This is a genomic window from Streptomyces barkulensis (assembly GCF_002843305.1).
In the GTDB taxonomy this organism is placed as follows: Bacteria; Actinomycetota; Actinomycetes; order Streptomycetales; family Streptomycetaceae; genus Streptomyces; species Streptomyces barkulensis.
Genome location: NZ_PGSG01000006.1, coordinates 219,239 through 236,022, shown reverse-complemented (window position 1 = coordinate 236,022; position 16,784 = coordinate 219,239). Strand labels below are relative to the sequence as shown.

Sequence of the window (16,784 nt, the reverse complement as noted above, 5' to 3'; positions counted from 1 at the left end):
TACGAGCACGGGTGGGGTGCGCCTGCCGCCGCGCACCATGCCCGGGCTCGTCCGGCCGGGAGGCGCGGCGCGCCTCCCCGACCCAAGTGCGGTCGCGGCCGGAGAGCGCCCCCATGCCTGACGAGGAGTGTCCTTCAGCATGCAGTCCCAGACACCGGTCACCGAGCCGTCCACCGCGCCGTCCACCGAGCCGTCCGCCGTGCCGTCCTTCCGCCGTCTCGCCGCGGCCGGCGCCGTCACGGCCGTCCTGGCCCTCGCCACGGCCGGCCCGGCCGCCGCCCACATCTCCGTCGACCCCGGCGAGGCCGAGCAGGGCGGCTACACGACGATCGACCTCAAGGTCCCCAACGAGCGGGACGACGCCTCCACCGTCAAGGTGGAGCTCACCTTCCCCACCGACCACCCGCTCTCCTCGGTGATGCCCCAGCCGGTGCCGGGCTGGGAGGTGAAGGTGACGAAGACCGAGCCGGCCGAGCCCGTGGAGGCCCACGGACGCAAACTCACCGAGGTCCCCTCCAAGATCACCTGGACGGAGACCGGCGGCGGCATCGAGCCGGGCACCTTCCAGCAGTTCCCCGTCTCCGTCGGGAAGCTCCCCGAGGACACCGACCGGCTCGTCCTCAAGGCCGTCCAGACGTACGACAGCGACGAGGTCGTGCGCTGGATCGAGGAGCCGCCCGCCGAGGGGGAGGGAGGCGAGGAGCCGGAGCACCCGGCGCCCGTGCTGGACCTCGTCCCGCCCGCCGATGGCGGCCACGGCGGTGACGCGGACGCCGGCGACGAGGCCCGCACCGACCGTGCCGCCGACGGGACCACCACCGAGACCACCGCCCAGGGCGAGGCGGGCGGCGCGGCGGACGCCTCCGACACCACCGCCCGCGTCCTCGCCGTCACCGGCATCGCCGTCGGAGCCGCCGGCGTCGCCTTCGGCGTCCTGGCCGGACGCCGCCGCACCTCCTGACGCCCGGCCGCGCCCGAAGGGGCCCGCCCGCACCGGCGGCCCCTCCGGGTCCGCGGCCGCCGCCCACCACCGCAAGCCCCACCGCAAGCACCACCACAAGCCCCACCGCGAGAAGGAAAGAACCCTCATGCACCGCACTCCGCGCCGCCACCCCCGGCGCACCCGCCGCGCCCTCGGGCTCGCCCTGGCCGCCGCGCTGCTGACCACGGGCACCGCCGCCTGCGGCGCCTCCGGCGACGGCGGCACCGGCAGCACCGGCAACGCCCCGGCCTCCGCCGACACGGGAACCGGCCCCAAGCAGGGGGTCGTCCTGGACAACCCGTTCGACAAGCCGGGGCTGGTCCTCACCGACACCGACGGCGAGACCTACGACCTGGTCGAGGAGACCGAGGGCCACCCGACCCTGATCTACTTCGGCTACACCCACTGCCCCGACGTGTGCCCCCTGACGATGAGCAACATCGCCGTCGCCAAGTCCGAGCTGCCCGAGGCCGAGCAGAAGAAGCTGCGGGTCGTCTTCGTCACCTCCGACCCCGAGCGCGACACCCCCGAGTCGCTCGGCGAGTGGCTGCGCGCCCAGGACCCCGACTTCATCGGGCTCACCGGCGACTTCGAGAAGATCCAGGCCGGCGCACGCTCCCTGGGCATCGCCCTGGAACCGCCGGTGGAGGACGAGAACGGCGACATCGTCTCCTCCCACGGCACCCAGGTCCTGGCCTTCCTGCCGAAGGACGACCGGGCGCACGTCCTCTACACCGAGGACGTGCCCGTCGAGACCTACGAGAAGGACCTGCCCGCACTCGCCCAGGGGAAGCTGCCGTGAACCGCCGGAACCACCCAACCCACCGAACCCCCCGAACCCGCCCGGGCAACCGCCCCGTCCGCCGGTCCCTCGGGCTCGCCCTGGCCGCCGCGCTGCTGACCGCGGGCACCGCCGCCTGCGGCGGCTCCCCGGGCCCGGAGCTGACCGTGGAGGGCGCCTATGTGCCCGAGCCGGTCACCGCCGACCGGGCGGGCGGCTTCCTGGTCGTCCGCAACGACGGCGACACCGCCGACCGGCTCGTCTCGGCCGCCAGCGACATCTCCGACGACGTGCAGATCCACGAGACCACCGGCGGGCGGATGCGGCGGGTGGACTCCCTGACCGTGCCCGCCAACGGCACTCTGGAGCTCAGCCGGGGCGGCAACCACCTGATGTTCATGGATCTGGAGCACAAGCCCGCCGAGGGCGAGAAGGTCTCGGTGGAGCTGCGCTTCGAGAAGTCCGACCCGATCACCGTCGAGGTCCCGGTCGAGGCCGTCAACCACGTCCCCGACACCTCCGGGCACACCGGGCACTCCGAACAGTGAGGCAGGTACCCCCGTCATGACCACCACCGCTCCCCGCGCCCTGCCGCGGCCGGCCGTCCGGCCCGGCCGAGCCGGCCCGGACGGCCCGCACGGGCTGTCCGGCCTGCTCGGTGTGCTCGGTGTGCTCGGTGCGCTGGCGGCGCTGCTGCTCGGCGGCGCCGCACCGGCCGCCGCGCACGCCACGCTGACCGGCAGCGACCCGGCGCGGGGAGCGGTGGTGGACGAAGCTCCCCGACAGGTGACGCTCACCTTCTCCGAGAGCGTGTCCCTGGCGGACGACGCCATCCGCGTCCTCGCGCCCGACGGCGGGCGGGTGGACACCGGCCGGGTGCGGGACCTCTCCGCGGGCGGCGAGGTACGCCACGGCACCGGGCTGCGCGACGGGCTGCCCGAGGGCACCTACACCGTCGTCTGGAAGGCGGTCTCGGCCGACAGCCATCCCATCTCCGGCGCCTTCACCTTCTCCGTCGGCGCCCCCTCTCAGACCTCCGCCGCCGTGCCGGAGGAGGAGCCGGGCGGCGGCGCGGTCGGCGTGCTCCACGACATCGCCCGCTACGCCGCCTACACCGGCTTCGTGCTGCTCGTCGGCGGGGCGGCCCTCGTCCTCGGCTGCCTGCCCGCCGCCGCCCGGGCGCGGGCGGTGCGGCGCCTGGTGGTGGGCGGCTGGGTCACGCTGACCGCCGGCACCGTCGCGGCACTGCTGCTGCGCGTCCCGTACACCGGCGCGGGCGGGCCGGGCGACATGCTCGACACGGGCGCGCTGCGCACCGTGCTGGAGACCCGGACGGGTACGGCGCTGGTGTCCCGGCTGCTGCTGCTCGCGGCGGCGGGGCTGTTCGTCTCACTGCTGTTCGGGGCGTACGCCCGGCGAAGCGGCGGGGAGCGGGCCGGGGGCGACCGCAGCGACCGGCGCGGCCGTCGGGGCCCGGTCGTCGGGCTGCCGGTGGGCGGCGCGGTCGTCGCCGTGGGGCTCGCCGCCACCTGGGCCGCGGCCGGGCACGCCTCGACCGGCCCCCGGACCGCCGTGGCGGTACCGGCCGACATCGTCCACCTGCTCGCCGTCGCCGTCTGGCTGGGCGGTCTGGCGGCGCTGCTCACCGCGCTGCGGTGGGGGCCCGCGGTGGGCGGGGAGGCGGTGCGCCGCTTCTCGCGGACCGCGCTCGGCTGCGTGGCCGTCCTCGCCGCGACCGGCCTCTACCAGTCCTGGCGGCAGGTGGGCAGCTGGGAGGCGGTGACCTCCACCTCGTACGGAAGGCTGCTGCTGGTCAAGGTCGCGCTGGTGGCGCTGCTGCTCGTGGCCGCCCGGCTCTCCCGCCGTCACACCGCCCGGCTGGTGGACGCACCCGGGGAGCCGGCCCCCGAGCCCGAGCCGGAGCCGGAGCCCGAACCCGTCCCCGAACCGGTGTCCGTCCCCGAACCGGGCCCGGACGTCACCCCCGAGCGCGCCGCGCAGCTCGCCCGCCAGCGCGCCGCGGTCGAGGCCGCGCGCCGCAGGCGGGAGCGCGACGCCGACCCGGCACGCGCCGGGCTGCGGCGCTCGGTGCTCGCCGAGGCGGCCGTCGCGGCGGCCGTCCTGGCCGTGACGACCCTGCTCACCGCGGCCGAGCCCGCCCGTACCGCCGTGGCGTCCGACGCGGCGTCCGGCGCGGCGTCCGGCACCGCCGCCGAGCAGGGGCAGGAGCAGGAGCAGGGCGGGGCCGGCTCCGACCGCTGCGGGCCGCTGGTACTCACCATCCCCTTCGACACCGGCGGCCCGGGCGGCGCCGGCCGGGCCCAGCTCCTGCTGGCCCCGGGCAGGAGCGGTGGCAACTCCCTGCTGGTGCGCACCACCACCACCGGCGGCGAGCCCCTGGACGCGCCCGAGGTCAAGGTTGCCTTCACCCTTCCCGCCCGGGACGTCGGCCCGCTGACCGTCGCCCTGGAGCGGACCGGCGAGGGCCGCTGGTCCGCCTCCGGGCTCCAGCTCCCCCTGCCGGGCACCTGGGAGGCCGCCGTGACCGTGCGGACCTCCGACATCGACCAGGTGACCGAGCGGAAGGCCTTCGAGCTCGACTGACCGACGCCCGCCACCACCCGCCCCCGTACCGCCCGAGACACCGAGCACCACCCGAGAACCGAGACTGGGCAGCGATGACACACCACCCCGACAACGGCACCGGCAAAAGCAGCAGCACCGGCACCGGCACCGGCACCGAGCAGTCCACCGACCCCCGCCCCGGCCCCTCCCGCCGCCGTCTGCTCGGCGCCGCGGGCGCGGCCGGCGCCGCCGGGCTGGCGCTCGGCGCGGCGGGCGGCGCCCTGGGCACGGCCGCCGCCACCGAGCCGCCCACCGCCCTGTCCACGGTCGGCAGCAGCCGCGTCCCCTTCCGCGGCGACCGCCAGCCGGGCATCACCGAGCCCGCGCAGGCGCACGGGCATCTCCTCGCCCTCGACCTGGCGCCGGGCGCCGGGCGGAAGGAGGCGGCCGCGCTGCTGCGCCGCTGGACGCGGACGGCCGAGGCGCTGATGGCGGGCGAGACGCCCGCCGCCCGGCTGCACGACACCGGCATCGCCCTGGACGCCGGACCGTCCTCCCTCACCGTCACCTTCGGTTTCGGCCGCACCTTCTTCGACCGCACGGGCCTGGCCGCGCGCCGCCCGTCCGCCCTCGCGCCGCTGCCCCCGTTCTCGGCCGACGAGCTGGACGCCAGGCGCTCCGGCGGCGACCTGTGGGTACAGATCGGCGCCGACGACGCCCTGGTCGCCTTCCACGCGCTGCGCGCCCTCCAGCGAGAGGCGGACGGCACCGCCCGGGTGCGCTGGCAGATGAACGGCTTCAACCGCTCCCCGGGCGCCACCGCCTCCCCCCGTACCGCCCGCAACCTGATGGGCCAGATCGACGGCACCAACAACCCGAAGGAGGCGGACGAGGACTTCCGGCAGCGCGTCTTCGTGCCCGCCGGCGGCGATCCGGAGTGGATGGCGGGCGGCTCGTACGCGGTGGTGCGGCGGATCCGGATGCTGCTGGACGACTGGGAGCGCGTCCCGCTCGCCGGGCAGGAGAAGGTGATGGGCCGCCGCAAGTCCGACGGCGCCCCGCTGTCGGGCGGCTCCGAGACCACCCCGGTGGACCTGGACAAGCGGGGCCCGGACGGCGACCTGGCCATCGCCGCCGACGCACACGTACGGGTGACGGCGCCCGCGTCCAACGGCGGCGCGGCGATGCTGCGGCGCTCCTTCTCCTACCACGACGGCTTCCGCGACGACGGGTCGCCGGACGCCGGACTGCTGTTCGTCGCCTGGCAGGCGGACCCGATGCGGGGCTTCGTGCCCGTGCAGCGCAAGCTCGACCGGGGGGACGCCCTGTCCCGCTTCATCCGGCACGAGGCGAGCGCGCTGTTCGCGGTGCCGGGCGGCGCGCGCGAGGGCGAGTACGTCGGCCAGCGCCTGCTCGAAGGCTGAGACCGCGGGCTGCCCGTCCCCCGGCCGGACTACTGTGGACGGCATGTCACCCGCGAGCCGCTACACCTATCTGGGCCCCGAGGGCACCTTCACCGAGGCCGCGCTCCGCACCCTCCCGGAGGCGGCCACGCGCGAGCTGGTGCCGATGGTGTCGGTGCCCGCCGCGCTGGACGCCGTGCGCAACGGGGAGGCGGGCGGCTCCCTGGTGCCGATCGAGAACTCGGTCGAGGGCGGGGTCACCGCGACCCTGGACGAGCTGGCCACCGGCCGGCCGCTGATGATCTACCGTGAGGTGCTGCTGCCGATCGCCTTCGCGCTGCTGGTGCGGCCGGGCACCGCGCTGGAGGCGGTCAAGACGGTGACCGGGCACCCGGTGGCCCAGCCGCAGGTGCGCCGCTGGCTGGCGGAGCATCTGCCGGACGCCCAGTGGGAGTCGGCGGCCTCCAACGCGGACGGCGCCCGGCTGGTGCGGGAGGGCCGGTACGACGCGGCGTTCGCGGGCGAGTTCGCGGCGGCGACGTACGGTCTGGAGCCGCTGGTGACCGGCATCCACGACGCGGAGAACGCCGCCACGCGCTTCGTGCTGGTCGGCCGGCCGGGGCGGCCCGCGGCGCGGACGGGCGCGGACAAGACCTCGGTGGTGCTGTGGCTCGGCGACGACCACCCGGGCGCGCTGCTGGAGCTGCTCCAGGAGTTCGCGGTGCGGGGCGTGAACCTGGTGCGGATCGAGTCGCGGCCGACGGGTGAGGGCATCGGCCGGTACTGCTTCTCGGTGGACGCCGAGGGGCACATCTCCGACCGGCGGGTGGGCGAGGCGCTGATGGGGCTGCGGCGGATCTGCCCGAAGGTGCGCTTCCTGGGGTCGTATCCGCGGGCGGGCGTGGAGCCGTCGCAGACCACACCGCTGCGTCGGGGGACGACGGACGACGAGTTCGCGGAGGCGGCGGACTGGCTGGCGCGCTGCGTCGACGGCCGCGCCTGAGGGGTGTGCGGCGCTCCCCGGAGGTTATCCACAGGAGCGGTGGGTGTCCTGTGTACAACACGGAACGGCCAAGCGGTCATTCCGGACAAAAGCCCTTAATCCCCCTTCTTTGTTCACAACCCCCCAGAGACTCCGCATCCACTCAATTCGATTGATCGACACCCGAGAGGGTGGCATTTCCGTCCGAAAAGGCGTGTAGGAGATGCGTGAGGAGGGAATCGATGGGCGCGCGCGAATCCCGCACGCGCGCCCCCCTTCGTCTTCCACAGGATTTCCATACCCCCTGTGGAAAACTCGGCGGTATCCCCCGGGGTTGTGGATAACAATCGCCGCTCTCCCCGGTCGAGGCCCGGTCGAGCCCCGGTCGAACCCCCGTCGAACCCCCGTCGAGCCCCGCCCGGCCTCGCGCGCACCGCCTCGTACACGCCTCCCCCGCGCGCCTTTGCGCATGCCTTCGCGCCGCCACCCCTTTCGTCCACCTCCGTACTCGCACGCCCCTCTGTGCGGTGACAGCGGGAATTTCCTTGACGGCCCCTTTCCCTCGTTCCGCCACGAACGACAAAAGCCGCATAACGCCACGTACCGCCATATCGGGTCGAGCGGACCGCACGCCCCCGGTACCCTGACGGCGTGATTGACCTTCGCCTGCTCCGTGAGGACCCAGACCGTGTGCGCGCCTCCCAGCGCGCCCGTGGAGAGGACGTCGGCCTCGTCGACGCCCTGCTCTCCGCCGACGAGCGGCGCAGGTCGTCCGGCGTCCGCTTCGACGAACTGCGCGCCGAGCAGAGGCAGCTCGGCAAGCTGATCCCGAAGGCCGCCGGCGAGGAGAAGGCCGAACTGCTCAGGCGCGCCGGCGAGCTGTCCGCCGCGGTCAAGGCCGCCGACGCCGAGCGCGACGAGGCCGAGGCCGAGGCGCAGCGGCTCCTCCGCCGGCTCGGCAACCTCGTCCACCCCGAGGTCCCCGTCGGCGGCGAGGACGACTTCACCGTCCGCGAGACGCACGGCACCCCGCGCGACTTCGGCGCCGAGGGCTTCGAGCCGAAGGACCACCTGGAGCTCGGCCAGGCGCTCGGCGCGATCGACGTCGAGCGCGGCGCCAAGGTCTCCGGCTCGCGCTTCTACTACCTCACCGGCGTCGGCGCCCTGCTGGAGCTGGCCCTGGTCAACGCCGCGATCGCACAGGCCACCGAGGCCGGCTTCATCCCGATGCTCACCCCCGCGCTGGTCAAGCCGCGCGCCATGGAGGGCACCGGCTTCCTCGGCCAGGCCGCCGAGAACGTCTACCACCTGGAGAAGGACGACTACTACCTCGTCGGCACCTCCGAGGTACCGCTCGCCGGCTACCACATGGACGAGATCGTCGAGGCCGACAAGCTCCCGCTGCGCTACGCGGGCTTCTCCCCCTGCTTCCGCCGCGAGGCCGGCTCGTACGGCAAGGACACCCGCGGCATCTTCCGCGTCCACCAGTTCGACAAGGTGGAGATGTTCTCCTACGTGACCCCCGAGGAGTCCGAGGCGGAGCACCGGCGGCTGCTGGAGTGGGAGAAGCAGTGGCTGACCGGCCTGGAGCTGCCGTTCCGGGTGATCGACGTGGCCACCGGCGACCTGGGCGCCTCCGCCTCGCGGAAGTTCGACTGCGAGGCGTGGATCCCCACCCAGGGCAAGTACCGCGAGCTGACCTCGGCGTCGAACTGCAACGAGTTCCAGGCCCGCAGGCTGTCCATCCGGATGCGCCAGGACAAGAAGGTGCGCCCGCTGGCCACCCTCAACGGCACACTGTGCGCGGTCCCCCGCACCATCGTGGCCCTGCTGGAGAACCACCAGCGGGCCGACGGGTCGGTCCGCGTACCCGAGATGCTCCGCCCCTACCTGGGCGGGCGCGAGGTGCTGGAGCCCGTGTCACGGTGAGTACCGCAGCGCCGGGCTTCCCCTTCCGGCTGGTCGCCACCGACCTCGACGGCACGCTGCTGCGCAGCGACGACACCGTCTCGGCACGCACCCGCGACGCGCTCGCCGCCGCCACGGCGGCGGGCGCCGCGCACATCGTGGTGACCGGCCGCGCCGTGCCCTGGACCAGACACGTCCTGGACGAGCTGGGCTACGACGGCCTGGCCGTCTGCGGGCAGGGCGCGCAGGTCTACCACGCGGGCGAGCACCGGCTGCTGACCTCCGTCACGCTCGACCGGCAACAGGCCCGGCTGGCGGTGGAGAAGATCGAGACGGAGACCGGCCCGCTGGCGCTGGCCGCCTCCCGGGACGGGCTGGACGGCGAGGTGCTGCTCGGTCCCGGCTACCGGCCGGTCGGCGAGAGGCTCCCCGCCGTCACCGGGACCGATCCGGACGAGCTGTGGGCCGAGCCCCTGAACAAGCTGTACATCCAGCGCCCCGGGCTGGACGACGACGCGCTGGCCGACGCCGCCCGGCGGATCGCGGGCGATCTGGTGAGCGTGGTGATGGCGGGCGAGGGCGTCGTCGAACTGCTGCCGCTGGGGCTGTCCAAGGCCCGCGGCCTGTCGATCGCCGCGCGCCGTCTGGGCCGCTCGGCCACCACCACGATCGCCTTCGGCGACATGCCCAACGACATCCCCATGTTCGCCTGGGCCGCCCACGGCGTCGCCATGGCCGACGCCCACCCGGAGCTGCTGGCGGTGGCCGACGAGGTGACCGAGTCCAACGACGCGGACGGCATCGCGGTCGTGCTGGAGCGGCTGCTCGCCGGTCTGTGAACCGGCGCCCCGCGAGCGGAAGCGTGTGAGGCCGATCCGGACCGGTGCCGGACCGGTGCCGGGTCAGTCCGGCGGCGGGCCCTCGCCGGTGCCCTCCAGCACCGCCCGGCAGATCTCGTGGAGGCACCGGGTCTGCTCGGGCGTGAGGCTGTCGAACAGGGAGAGCCGTACCTGCTCCACATGACCGGGCGCGACGGTCTCCAGTTCGGCCAGTCCCTCGTCGGTCAGCGTGGCCAGGGTGGTGCGGTGGTCGGCGGGGTGCTGGCACCGGCTGACCCACCCCTTGGCCTCCAGCCGGGCGACCGCGTGGGAGAGCCTGCTGGCGGAGGAGCGGGTGGTCCGGGCGAGCCGGCTCATGGTGAGGGTGCGATCGGGCGCCTCGGAGAGCATGGCCAGGATCTGGTAGTAGGCCAGCGGCATCCCGGCGTCGCGCTGCAACTGCCGGTCCAGTTCCTCGCGTACGCGCTGGGTGGCGGCCAGGAACGCCCGCCAGGTCCGCTGCTCTTCCTCGTCCAGCCACCGTGTCGTGCCCATGTTTCCAGCGTACGAGGCCGAAGGGCGGTGCCCTCCGGCCTCGTACGTCCGATACCCGGTGTCGGGTGCCGGTTATCCGGCGAGCGGTGGTCGGTCACTCCTCGCCGGCGAGGGTGAGGGTGCGCAGCTTCCGTCCGGCGTACCAGGCGCCGGCGACGGTCACCGCCGCCAGCAGCACCGCGGCGACCGGCAGTCCGACGTCGGAGGCGATGCCCGCGCCCGGCGCGGTCTTCTCGGCCAGTGCCAGGGCCCACTGCTGGACGCTGAGGGTCCGTGCGCCGGGGACGAGGCTGCCGATGAGCGCCTCCCAGATCAGCGCGTAAACCAGGCCGAAGACGACGGCCTGCCGGCTGACCGTGCCCAGCAGCAGGAACAGCGCGCTGTAGGCGACGGACGCGGCGACCGCGGCGACGGCGTAGGCGACGGCGATCTGCCGGCTGTTGCCGTTGAGGACGAACCCGGCGATCAGCATGGGGACGGCGGAGAACACCATGGTGACGCCGACGGCGACGGTCAGCTTGGTGAGGATGATCGTCGGCCGCTTCAGCGGCTTGGCCAGCAGATAGACGATCGAGCCGTCGTCGATCTCCGGACCGATCGCGCCGGTCCCGGCGATCACGCCGATCAGCGGGACCATGGTGGCCAGCGCGAAGCCGCCGAGCACCTGGCCCGCGACGGTGTCGTCGGCGCCGACCAGCAGGCGGACCGCGACGGAGATCGCGATCAGTACGGCGGGCAGGACGAACAGGATCAGCGCCCGGCGGCGGCCGAGCAGGGCCCGGTAGGTGAGCCGGGCGACCGTGGGGTCGTACATCGGTGTGGGGCTCCTTGGTTCTCAGACGGTCTCGGGGTCCTCGGCGGCCCGGTCGTTCTCAGGCCGCGACGAGGTAGGAGAAGACGCTCTCCAGGGACTCGTCCGAGGGCGAGACCGTGAGGAGCCGGATCCCGTGCTCGCGGGCGATGCGCGGGAGCTGCTCGGTGAAGCGCGTGAAGTCGATCGCCTGGACGCGCAGGGCGCGTTCGGACCAGTCGAGTTCGATGCCCGCCGTGCTGGGATCGGCGATCAGGGCGGCGGCCAGCGCGCGGTCGTCGCTGGAGCGCACCAGATAGCGGTGGGGGCGGTCGGTCATCAGCCGGCGGATGCGCCGGAAGTCGCCGGAGGCCGCGTGCCGTCCCGCGACGATCACCTCGATGTGGGAGGCGAGCTGCTCGACCTCCTCCAGGATGTGGGAGGAGAACAGCACCGTGCGGCCCTCGGCTCCCATCCGCCGCAGCAGTTCCATCAGCTGCATGCGCTGGCGCGGGTCCATGCCGTTGAACGGCTCGTCCAGCAGCAGCACGGACGGGTCGTGGACGAGCGCGGAGGCCATCTTCACGCGCTGCCGCATGCCCTTGCTGTAGGTGGAGACCTTCCGGTCCTGGGCGTACTCCATCTCCACGGTGGCCAGGGCCCGTCGCGCGGCCTCGCCCGCATCGGGCAGACCGTGCAGCTCGGCGTTGGCCAGCACGAACTCGCGGCCGGTGAGGAAGTCGTACATCGCCTCGCGCTCGGGGACGACGCCGATCTCCCGGTAGACCTGCTCGTTGCGCCAGATCGCCGCGCCGTCGAGGGTGACGGACCCGGTGGAGGGGGCCAGGAAGCCGCCCATCATGTTGATCAGCGTGGACTTGCCCGCGCCGTTGGGGCCGAGCAGTCCGGTGACGCCCGGCCCGATGTCCATGGTCACGTCGTTGACGGCGACCACGTTGCCGAACCAGCGGGACACATGGTCGATGCGGATGGTGGTCATGGGTCAGGCCGCCTTCTCGTTCCTCGTCCGATGCTTCGCCGTCGGGTCCGTCTGCGTCGGGTCCGTCCCCGTCCGGACCGCTGCCGTCCGGACCGTCCCCGTCCGGACCGCTGCCGTCCGGACCGTCGCCGTCCGGTCCCCGGTCATCACAGGCCCGCCTTGCGGTAGCGGCCCATCAGCGCCGCCCAGCAGCCGGCGATCAGGGCGAGGGTGACCAGGGCGTAGACCGCCGCCGCGACGGCGCCGGGCTCGTGGGCCCCGGGGAAGCCGGAGGTGCCGCCGAGGAAGGCCGACTGGATGCCGTCGACGAGCGTGCCGGGGGAGGCCAGGCCGAGCCAGGTGACGGCGGTGGCGTTGCCGCCCTGGAACTCGGCGACCGCCTGGACGGTGTTGACCGCGAAGTAGGGGATGGTGAGCACCGCGATGACCGCGGCGACGCCGAAGCCCCGGCGCGGGGTGAGCGCGGCGACCAGCAGGCCGATGCCCGCGTGGAGCACGGAGAACACCGCGGTGGAGCCCAGTCCCTGGAGGAACTGCGTGCTCTGGTCGGCGAAACCGAGCTTCGCCAGCAGCCCGCCCGCGTACAGCACCACCAGCGGCAGGGAGGTGAACAGGAACAGCGCCGCGGTCATGGCCGCGTACTTGGCCCCCACGTAGTCGGCGCGCTCGATCGGGCGCGAGAAGTACAGCGGCACGGTGCGGAAGCGCAGGTCCAGGGAGACCGACTGCGGGGCCTGGGCCGCGATGTAGAGGCCGATGACCGGCTGCATCACCAGCACGTAGTCGGTGTACCGCAGCGGCAGCTCGTCGGCGCCGGTGACGACGGTGACCGCGACCATGGCGCCCGCCGGCAGGACCATCACGGCCAGCAGGATGAACGGCAGCACCTTGGACTTCGCCGAGCGGCCCAGGCCGTACGCGCCGCGCAGGGACTGGACCAGCAGCGACCACCGGGCGTAGGAGCGGCCCAGCCGGGGTCCGTCGTAGTGGCGGTAGCCGATGTTGTGGATGCTGGCGTCCTCGCCGCGCTGGGCGGGGACGGCGGCTCCGGGGTGGGTGCCGGGGTGGTTGCCCGTGTCAGGCCGCATCGGTGCTGCCTCCCTTCTGCGTGCTCTTCTCGGCGGCCTGCTCCGCGGCCTGCTCGGTGGTGTCCGCCGTGGTGCCCGCCGTGGTGCCCGCCGTGGCGCCCGCGGCGCCGGGCGTCTGGAAGACCTCGGCGATGCGGTGCCTGCGCTGCTCCATACGGACCAGGCCCAGACCCAGCTCCGCGACCGTGTCGCGGACGGTGTCGTGGACGGTCTCGGAGCCCGCCTCGACCAGCAGCACGTGCCCGGCGCCCGGCAGGCCCTCGCCGCCCGCCCCGGGGGGCGCCACGGTGAGCCCGGCCCCGGTCAGGGCGGTACGCAGGGCCTCGGTGCCGTCGGGATGGGCGTCGGTGTCGGTGACCTCGACGGCCAGGGTGGTCGTCTCCTGGGTGAAGCTGGCGGTGGAGGAGGAGCGCAGCAGTTTCCCGCCGTCGACGACGACCACGTGGTCGCAGGTGCGCTCCAGCTCGCCCAGCAGGTGCGAGGTGACCAGCACCGAGATGCCGAAGTCGGTGTGGACGCGGCGGATCAGGCCGAGCATGTCGTCGCGGCCGACCGGGTCGAGGCCGTTGGTGGGCTCGTCCAGCAGCACCAGCCGCGGATCGTGGACGAGCGCCTGGGCCAGTTTGACCCGCTGCTTCATGCCCGTCGAGTAGCCGCCCATGGGGCGGTAGCGCTCCTCGTACAGGCCGACATGGCGCAGGGTGTCGGCGGTGCGCTCGCGGGCGGCGGAGGCCGGCAGGCCGGACATCCGCGCCATGTGGACGACGAACTCGGTCGCCGACACGTCGGGCGGCAGACAGTCGTGCTCGGGCATGTACCCGACGCGCTCGCGGATGGCGCCGCCCTCGGTGGCCACGTCCAGGCCGAGCACGGAGGCGGTGCCCTCGCTGGCCGGGGCCAGTCCCAGAAGGATCTTGATCAGGGTGGACTTGCCCGCACCGTTGGCGCCCACCAGTCCGGTCACCCCGGGTTCGATCTGCATGGTGAGCCGGTCGAGCGCGGTCACCCGTGGGTACCGCTTGCTGAGGCTTTCGGTCGCGATCACAGTCACCCCACGACCGTAATGCCGCCTGCCACCGGTCACCTCACCCCGGGGGCGTGATTGTTCCTCGTACTGGAGGCGTAGATGCCCCTAGGGTCTCCTCCGGCGGGGTGGGTCCTGACCGGATCCGGTGTCATGCCGGGGAGACCGGCTACCCGGGGTGCGGGAGTGCCGGGCGTGGTGGGAGGAGAGGCACGCATGGATGCGGAGGCGAGTGGCCCGGGGGGCGCGCGGGAACGGCGCGTGGCCGGGGCGGACGGCGTGGAGCTGTGCGTCGCCGAACTGGGCGAGGCGGTGGCGGCGGACGGCGGCCGCCGCCCCACGGTGGTCCTGCTGCACGGCTACCCGGACTCCAAGGAGGTCTGGGCGCCGGTGGCCGAACGGCTGGCGGACCGCTTCCACGTGGTGCTGTACGACGTGCGCGGCTGCGGCCGGTCCGCCGCCCCGCGGCCGCTGCGCGGCGGCTTCACGCTGGAGCGGCTGACCGGCGACTTCCTGGCGGTCGCGGACGCGGTCAGCCCGCACGCCCCGGTGCACCTGGTCGGGCACGACTGGGGCTCGGTGCAGGGCTGGGAGTTCGCCACGGCCGAGCGCACCCGGGGCCGGATCGCGTCCTTCACCTCGATGTCCGGGCCGTCCCTGGACCACTTCGGGCACTGGTTCCGCAGGCGGCTGACCCGCCCCACCCCGCGGCGTCTGGCTCAGGCACTGGGGCAGGGCGCCCGCTCCTGGTACGTGTACGCGATGCATGTGCCCGTCCTGCCGGAGCTGGCCTGGCGGGGGCCGCTGGGCAGGGCCTGGCCGGGCATGCTGCGGCGCTCCGAGGGCATCTCGGGCGGGGGCCACCCCGCGCCCTCACTGCCCCGCGACGCCGCGCACGGCCTGTGGCTGTACCGCGACAACGTACGGGCCCGGATGCTCCGGCCGCGCGAGGACCCCTACGCCCATGTGCCCGTGCAGCTCGTCACCCCGACCGGGGATCCGTTCCTCTCCCCCGCGCTGCGGGACGAGGCCGAGCGCTGGACACCCCGCCTGACCTGCCGCTCCCTGCCCGCCGGCCACTGGGCGCCGCGCACCCGGCCCGACCGGCTGGCCGACTGGATCGGCTCGTTCGTCGAGGAGTGCGAGGCGCACGGGGCGGACGGAGAACAGGCGACGGACGGAGAACACGGGGCGCACGGGGCGCACGGCGGCGGGGAGGTGGGCGCACCGGCGACGGTGCGGCGCGGCGGACGGCGCGGGCGCCGGGGGCGTGCGCGGCAGGAGGAGTACGCGGAGCACTTCGGCGGCCTGCTGGTACTGGTCACCGGCGCGGCCCGGGGCATCGGCCACGAGACGGCGCTGGCCTTCGCCCGGGCCGGCGCCCGGGTCGTCGCCGTGGACATCCGGGGCGAGGAGGTGGCGCGTACGGCCGAGCTGGCCCGGCGGGCCGGCGCGCAGGAGGCGTGGGCCGAGACCGTGGACGTCTCCGACGGGGCGGCGATGGAGGAGCTGGCGCGCAGGACGGCCGCCGAGCACGGCGTGGTGGACGTGCTGGTCAACAACGCCGGGATCGCGGCGGCCGGGCCGTTCCTGGAGCACACCGCGGACGACTGGGAGGCGGTGCTGGGCTCCAACCTGTGGGGCACCATCCACGGCTGCCGCCTCTTCGGACGGCAGATGTCCGAGCGGGGGCAGGGCGGCCACATCGTCAACGTCGTCTCCTGCGCCGCCTACGAGCCCACCCGGGCCCTGCCCGCGTACTGCACCTCCAAGGCGGCGGCGCTGATGCTCAGCCATGTGCTGCGCGCGGACCTGGCCGGCGAGGGCATCGGGGTCTCGGCGATCTGCCCCGGCATCGTCAGCACCTCCATCATCGAGGACACCCGCTTCCGCGGCACCGGCGAGCGGGACGCCGGTCTCCGCCGCAAGAGGGCCCTCCAGGTCTACCGGATCCGCAGGTTCGCCCCCGAGAGGGTCGCCGACACGGTGCTGCGCTCGGTGATCCGGAACAAGGCGGTGGTCCCGGTGGGGCTGGAGGCCTGGGGCGGTGTGGTGCTGGCCCGGCTGGCGCCGAGCGCGCTGCGGGCGTTCGCCCGGATCAACGTGCGGGCGCGAAGGTGAGGACGAAGCCCGCGGCCCCGGCGGACGTGAGGACCGCGGACGTGAGGACCGCGGACGTGAAAACGAGGTGCGCCGCGACGGTTCCCGGGGCACCCTGGCCGGATATGGACGACAGGCGCCGCAAGCGGATCTCGAAGTACATCGCACGGCATCTGCGCCACACCCCCGAGCGGATCGGGCTCACCCTGGACGCCCACGGCTGGGTGGGTGTCGGGGAACTGCTGGAAGCCGCGGCGCGCCACGGCTTCCGGCTCACCCGCGAGGAGTTGGAGGAGGTCGTCGCCACCAACGACAAGCGGCGCTTCACCCTCGATCCCGGGCGGGACCGCGTCCGGGCCGCCCAGGGACACACCGTCGGCGTGGATCTGGGCCTGCCCCCCGCCGAGCCGCCCCCGTACCTCTTCCACGGGACGGTCGGGCGGTACGTGGCCGGCATCCGGCGGGACGGCCTGCGGGCGATGGCGCGTCACGACGTCCACCTCTCGCCCGACCGCGAGACGGCCGCAGCCGTGGGGGCGCGGCGCGGGCGGCCGGTGGTGCTGGTGGTGGACGCCGGGGCGATGCACCGGGACGGGCACGTGTTCCGGGTCAGCGACAACGGGGTGTGGCTGGTGCCGCGCGTACCGCCGCGGTACCTGCGCCTGTCCGGCTGACGGCCGCCGCTGCCGCCGCGGGCACCACGGAGCGGATGCGCCCGGGCACCCCCGTCACCTCGGCCAGGCCCCGTTCACCCATCGCGGCCCGGCCTGTGGGAATGCGGCAAGCCC

At 74.3% G+C, this 16,784-nt stretch carries 15 protein-coding genes; 10 read left to right on the top strand and 5 right to left on the bottom strand.

What is annotated here, in order from left to right; genetic code table 11:
* Positions 1-139 precede the first annotated feature (139 nt).
* From CUT83_RS01485 to CUT83_RS01450, 8 genes are all read left to right on the top strand, one after another.
* Positions 140-961 (top strand): YcnI family copper-binding membrane protein, encoded by an 822-nt coding sequence (locus CUT83_RS01485; protein ID WP_101254035.1) that lies wholly within the window; start codon positions 140-142, stop codon positions 959-961.
* Between the two features lie 127 nt (positions 962-1,088).
* Complete coding sequence (locus CUT83_RS01480) at positions 1,089-1,784, top strand: SCO family protein (RefSeq protein WP_101254034.1); 696 nt, start codon at positions 1,089-1,091, stop codon at positions 1,782-1,784.
* Positions 1,781-2,311 carry a copper chaperone PCu(A)C gene (locus tag CUT83_RS01475; RefSeq protein WP_420882443.1) on the top strand — a complete coding sequence of 177 codons (531 nt, stop codon included), beginning with the start codon at positions 1,781-1,783 and terminating at the stop codon, positions 2,309-2,311. The genes CUT83_RS01480 and CUT83_RS01475 overlap by 4 nt, the downstream gene beginning before the upstream one ends.
* A 16-nt stretch (positions 2,312-2,327) precedes the next feature.
* On the top strand, positions 2,328-4,367 hold the full coding sequence (locus CUT83_RS01470) for a copper resistance CopC/CopD family protein (RefSeq protein ID WP_101254033.1): 2,040 nt from the start codon (positions 2,328-2,330) through the stop codon (positions 4,365-4,367).
* Positions 4,368-4,441: 74 nt separating this feature from the next.
* The gene (gene efeB / locus CUT83_RS01465; protein WP_101254032.1) at positions 4,442-5,752 is read left to right on the top strand and encodes an iron uptake transporter deferrochelatase/peroxidase subunit; all 1,311 of its coding nucleotides are present in this window, start codon (positions 4,442-4,444) and stop codon (positions 5,750-5,752) included.
* Between the two features lie 43 nt (positions 5,753-5,795).
* Complete coding sequence (gene pheA, locus CUT83_RS01460) at positions 5,796-6,734, top strand: prephenate dehydratase (RefSeq protein ID WP_101254079.1); 939 nt, start codon at positions 5,796-5,798, stop codon at positions 6,732-6,734.
* 630 nt (positions 6,735-7,364) lie between these two features.
* Positions 7,365-8,642 (top strand): serine--tRNA ligase, encoded by a 1,278-nt coding sequence (gene serS / locus CUT83_RS01455; protein WP_101254031.1) that lies wholly within the window; start codon positions 7,365-7,367, stop codon positions 8,640-8,642.
* On the top strand, positions 8,639-9,460 hold the full coding sequence (locus tag CUT83_RS01450; protein ID WP_101254030.1) for an HAD family hydrolase: 822 nt from the start codon (positions 8,639-8,641) through the stop codon (positions 9,458-9,460). Before serS ends, CUT83_RS01450 begins: the two co-directional genes overlap by 4 nt.
* A 63-nt stretch (positions 9,461-9,523) precedes the next feature.
* On the opposite strand, the gene CUT83_RS01445 is transcribed toward CUT83_RS01450, so the two are convergent.
* The 5 genes from CUT83_RS01445 to CUT83_RS01425 all read right to left on the bottom strand — a co-directional run bounded on the left by CUT83_RS01445 (position 9,524) and on the right by CUT83_RS01425 (position 13,917).
* On the bottom strand, positions 9,524-9,994 hold the full coding sequence (locus CUT83_RS01445; protein ID WP_101254029.1) for a MarR family winged helix-turn-helix transcriptional regulator: 471 nt from the start codon (positions 9,992-9,994) through the stop codon (positions 9,524-9,526).
* 94 nt (positions 9,995-10,088) lie between these two features.
* Complete coding sequence (locus tag CUT83_RS01440) at positions 10,089-10,808, bottom strand: ABC transporter permease subunit (RefSeq protein ID WP_101254028.1); 720 nt, start codon at positions 10,806-10,808, stop codon at positions 10,089-10,091.
* Positions 10,809-10,866: 58 nt separating this feature from the next.
* Positions 10,867-11,784 carry an ABC transporter ATP-binding protein gene (locus tag CUT83_RS01435; protein WP_101254027.1) on the bottom strand — a complete coding sequence of 306 codons (918 nt, stop codon included), beginning with the start codon at positions 11,782-11,784 and terminating at the stop codon, positions 10,867-10,869.
* Between the two features lie 146 nt (positions 11,785-11,930).
* The gene (locus CUT83_RS01430) at positions 11,931-12,872 is read right to left on the bottom strand and encodes an ABC transporter permease (protein WP_107490844.1); all 942 of its coding nucleotides are present in this window, start codon (positions 12,870-12,872) and stop codon (positions 11,931-11,933) included.
* Entirely contained in the window at positions 12,862-13,917 is a 1,056-nt protein-coding gene (locus CUT83_RS01425) for an ABC transporter ATP-binding protein (protein ID WP_101254077.1), read from the bottom strand. Before CUT83_RS01425 ends, CUT83_RS01430 begins: the two co-directional genes overlap by 11 nt.
* A 195-nt stretch (positions 13,918-14,112) precedes the next feature.
* On the opposite strand from CUT83_RS01425, the gene CUT83_RS01420 reads away from it, so the two are divergent.
* Together CUT83_RS01420 and CUT83_RS01415 are read left to right on the top strand one after the other, a co-directional pair.
* Positions 14,113-16,017, top strand: a complete 1,905-nt coding sequence (locus CUT83_RS01420) for an SDR family oxidoreductase (RefSeq protein ID WP_101254026.1) — start codon at positions 14,113-14,115, stop codon at positions 16,015-16,017.
* Between the two features lie 104 nt (positions 16,018-16,121).
* The gene (locus CUT83_RS01415; protein ID WP_101254025.1) at positions 16,122-16,670 is read left to right on the top strand and encodes an RNA 2'-phosphotransferase; all 549 of its coding nucleotides are present in this window, start codon (positions 16,122-16,124) and stop codon (positions 16,668-16,670) included.
* The last annotated feature ends 114 nt before the right edge of the window (positions 16,671-16,784 follow it).

Bases quoted from the DNA above. Each gene is read 5' to 3' on its own strand.
- pheA (WP_101254079.1), top strand. From the start codon at position 5,796: ATGTCACCCGCGAGCCGCTACACCTATCTGGGCCCCGAGGGCACCTTC.
- CUT83_RS01415 (WP_101254025.1), top strand. From the start codon at position 16,122: ATGGACGACAGGCGCCGCAAGCGGATCTCGAAGTACATCGCACGGCAT.
- CUT83_RS01480 (WP_101254034.1), top strand. From the start codon at position 1,089: ATGCACCGCACTCCGCGCCGCCACCCCCGGCGCACCCGCCGCGCCCTC.
- CUT83_RS01430 (WP_107490844.1), bottom strand. From the start codon at position 12,872: ATGCGGCCTGACACGGGCAACCACCCCGGCACCCACCCCGGAGCCGCC.
- CUT83_RS01420 (WP_101254026.1), top strand. From the start codon at position 14,113: ATGGATGCGGAGGCGAGTGGCCCGGGGGGCGCGCGGGAACGGCGCGTG.
- CUT83_RS01440 (WP_101254028.1), bottom strand. From the start codon at position 10,808: ATGTACGACCCCACGGTCGCCCGGCTCACCTACCGGGCCCTGCTCGGC.
- CUT83_RS01435 (WP_101254027.1), bottom strand. From the start codon at position 11,784: ATGACCACCATCCGCATCGACCATGTGTCCCGCTGGTTCGGCAACGTG.
- CUT83_RS01485 (WP_101254035.1), top strand. From the start codon at position 140: ATGCAGTCCCAGACACCGGTCACCGAGCCGTCCACCGCGCCGTCCACC.
- CUT83_RS01445 (WP_101254029.1), bottom strand. From the start codon at position 9,994: ATGGGCACGACACGGTGGCTGGACGAGGAAGAGCAGCGGACCTGGCGG.
- efeB (WP_101254032.1), top strand. From the start codon at position 4,442: ATGACACACCACCCCGACAACGGCACCGGCAAAAGCAGCAGCACCGGC.
- CUT83_RS01470 (WP_101254033.1), top strand. From the start codon at position 2,328: ATGACCACCACCGCTCCCCGCGCCCTGCCGCGGCCGGCCGTCCGGCCC.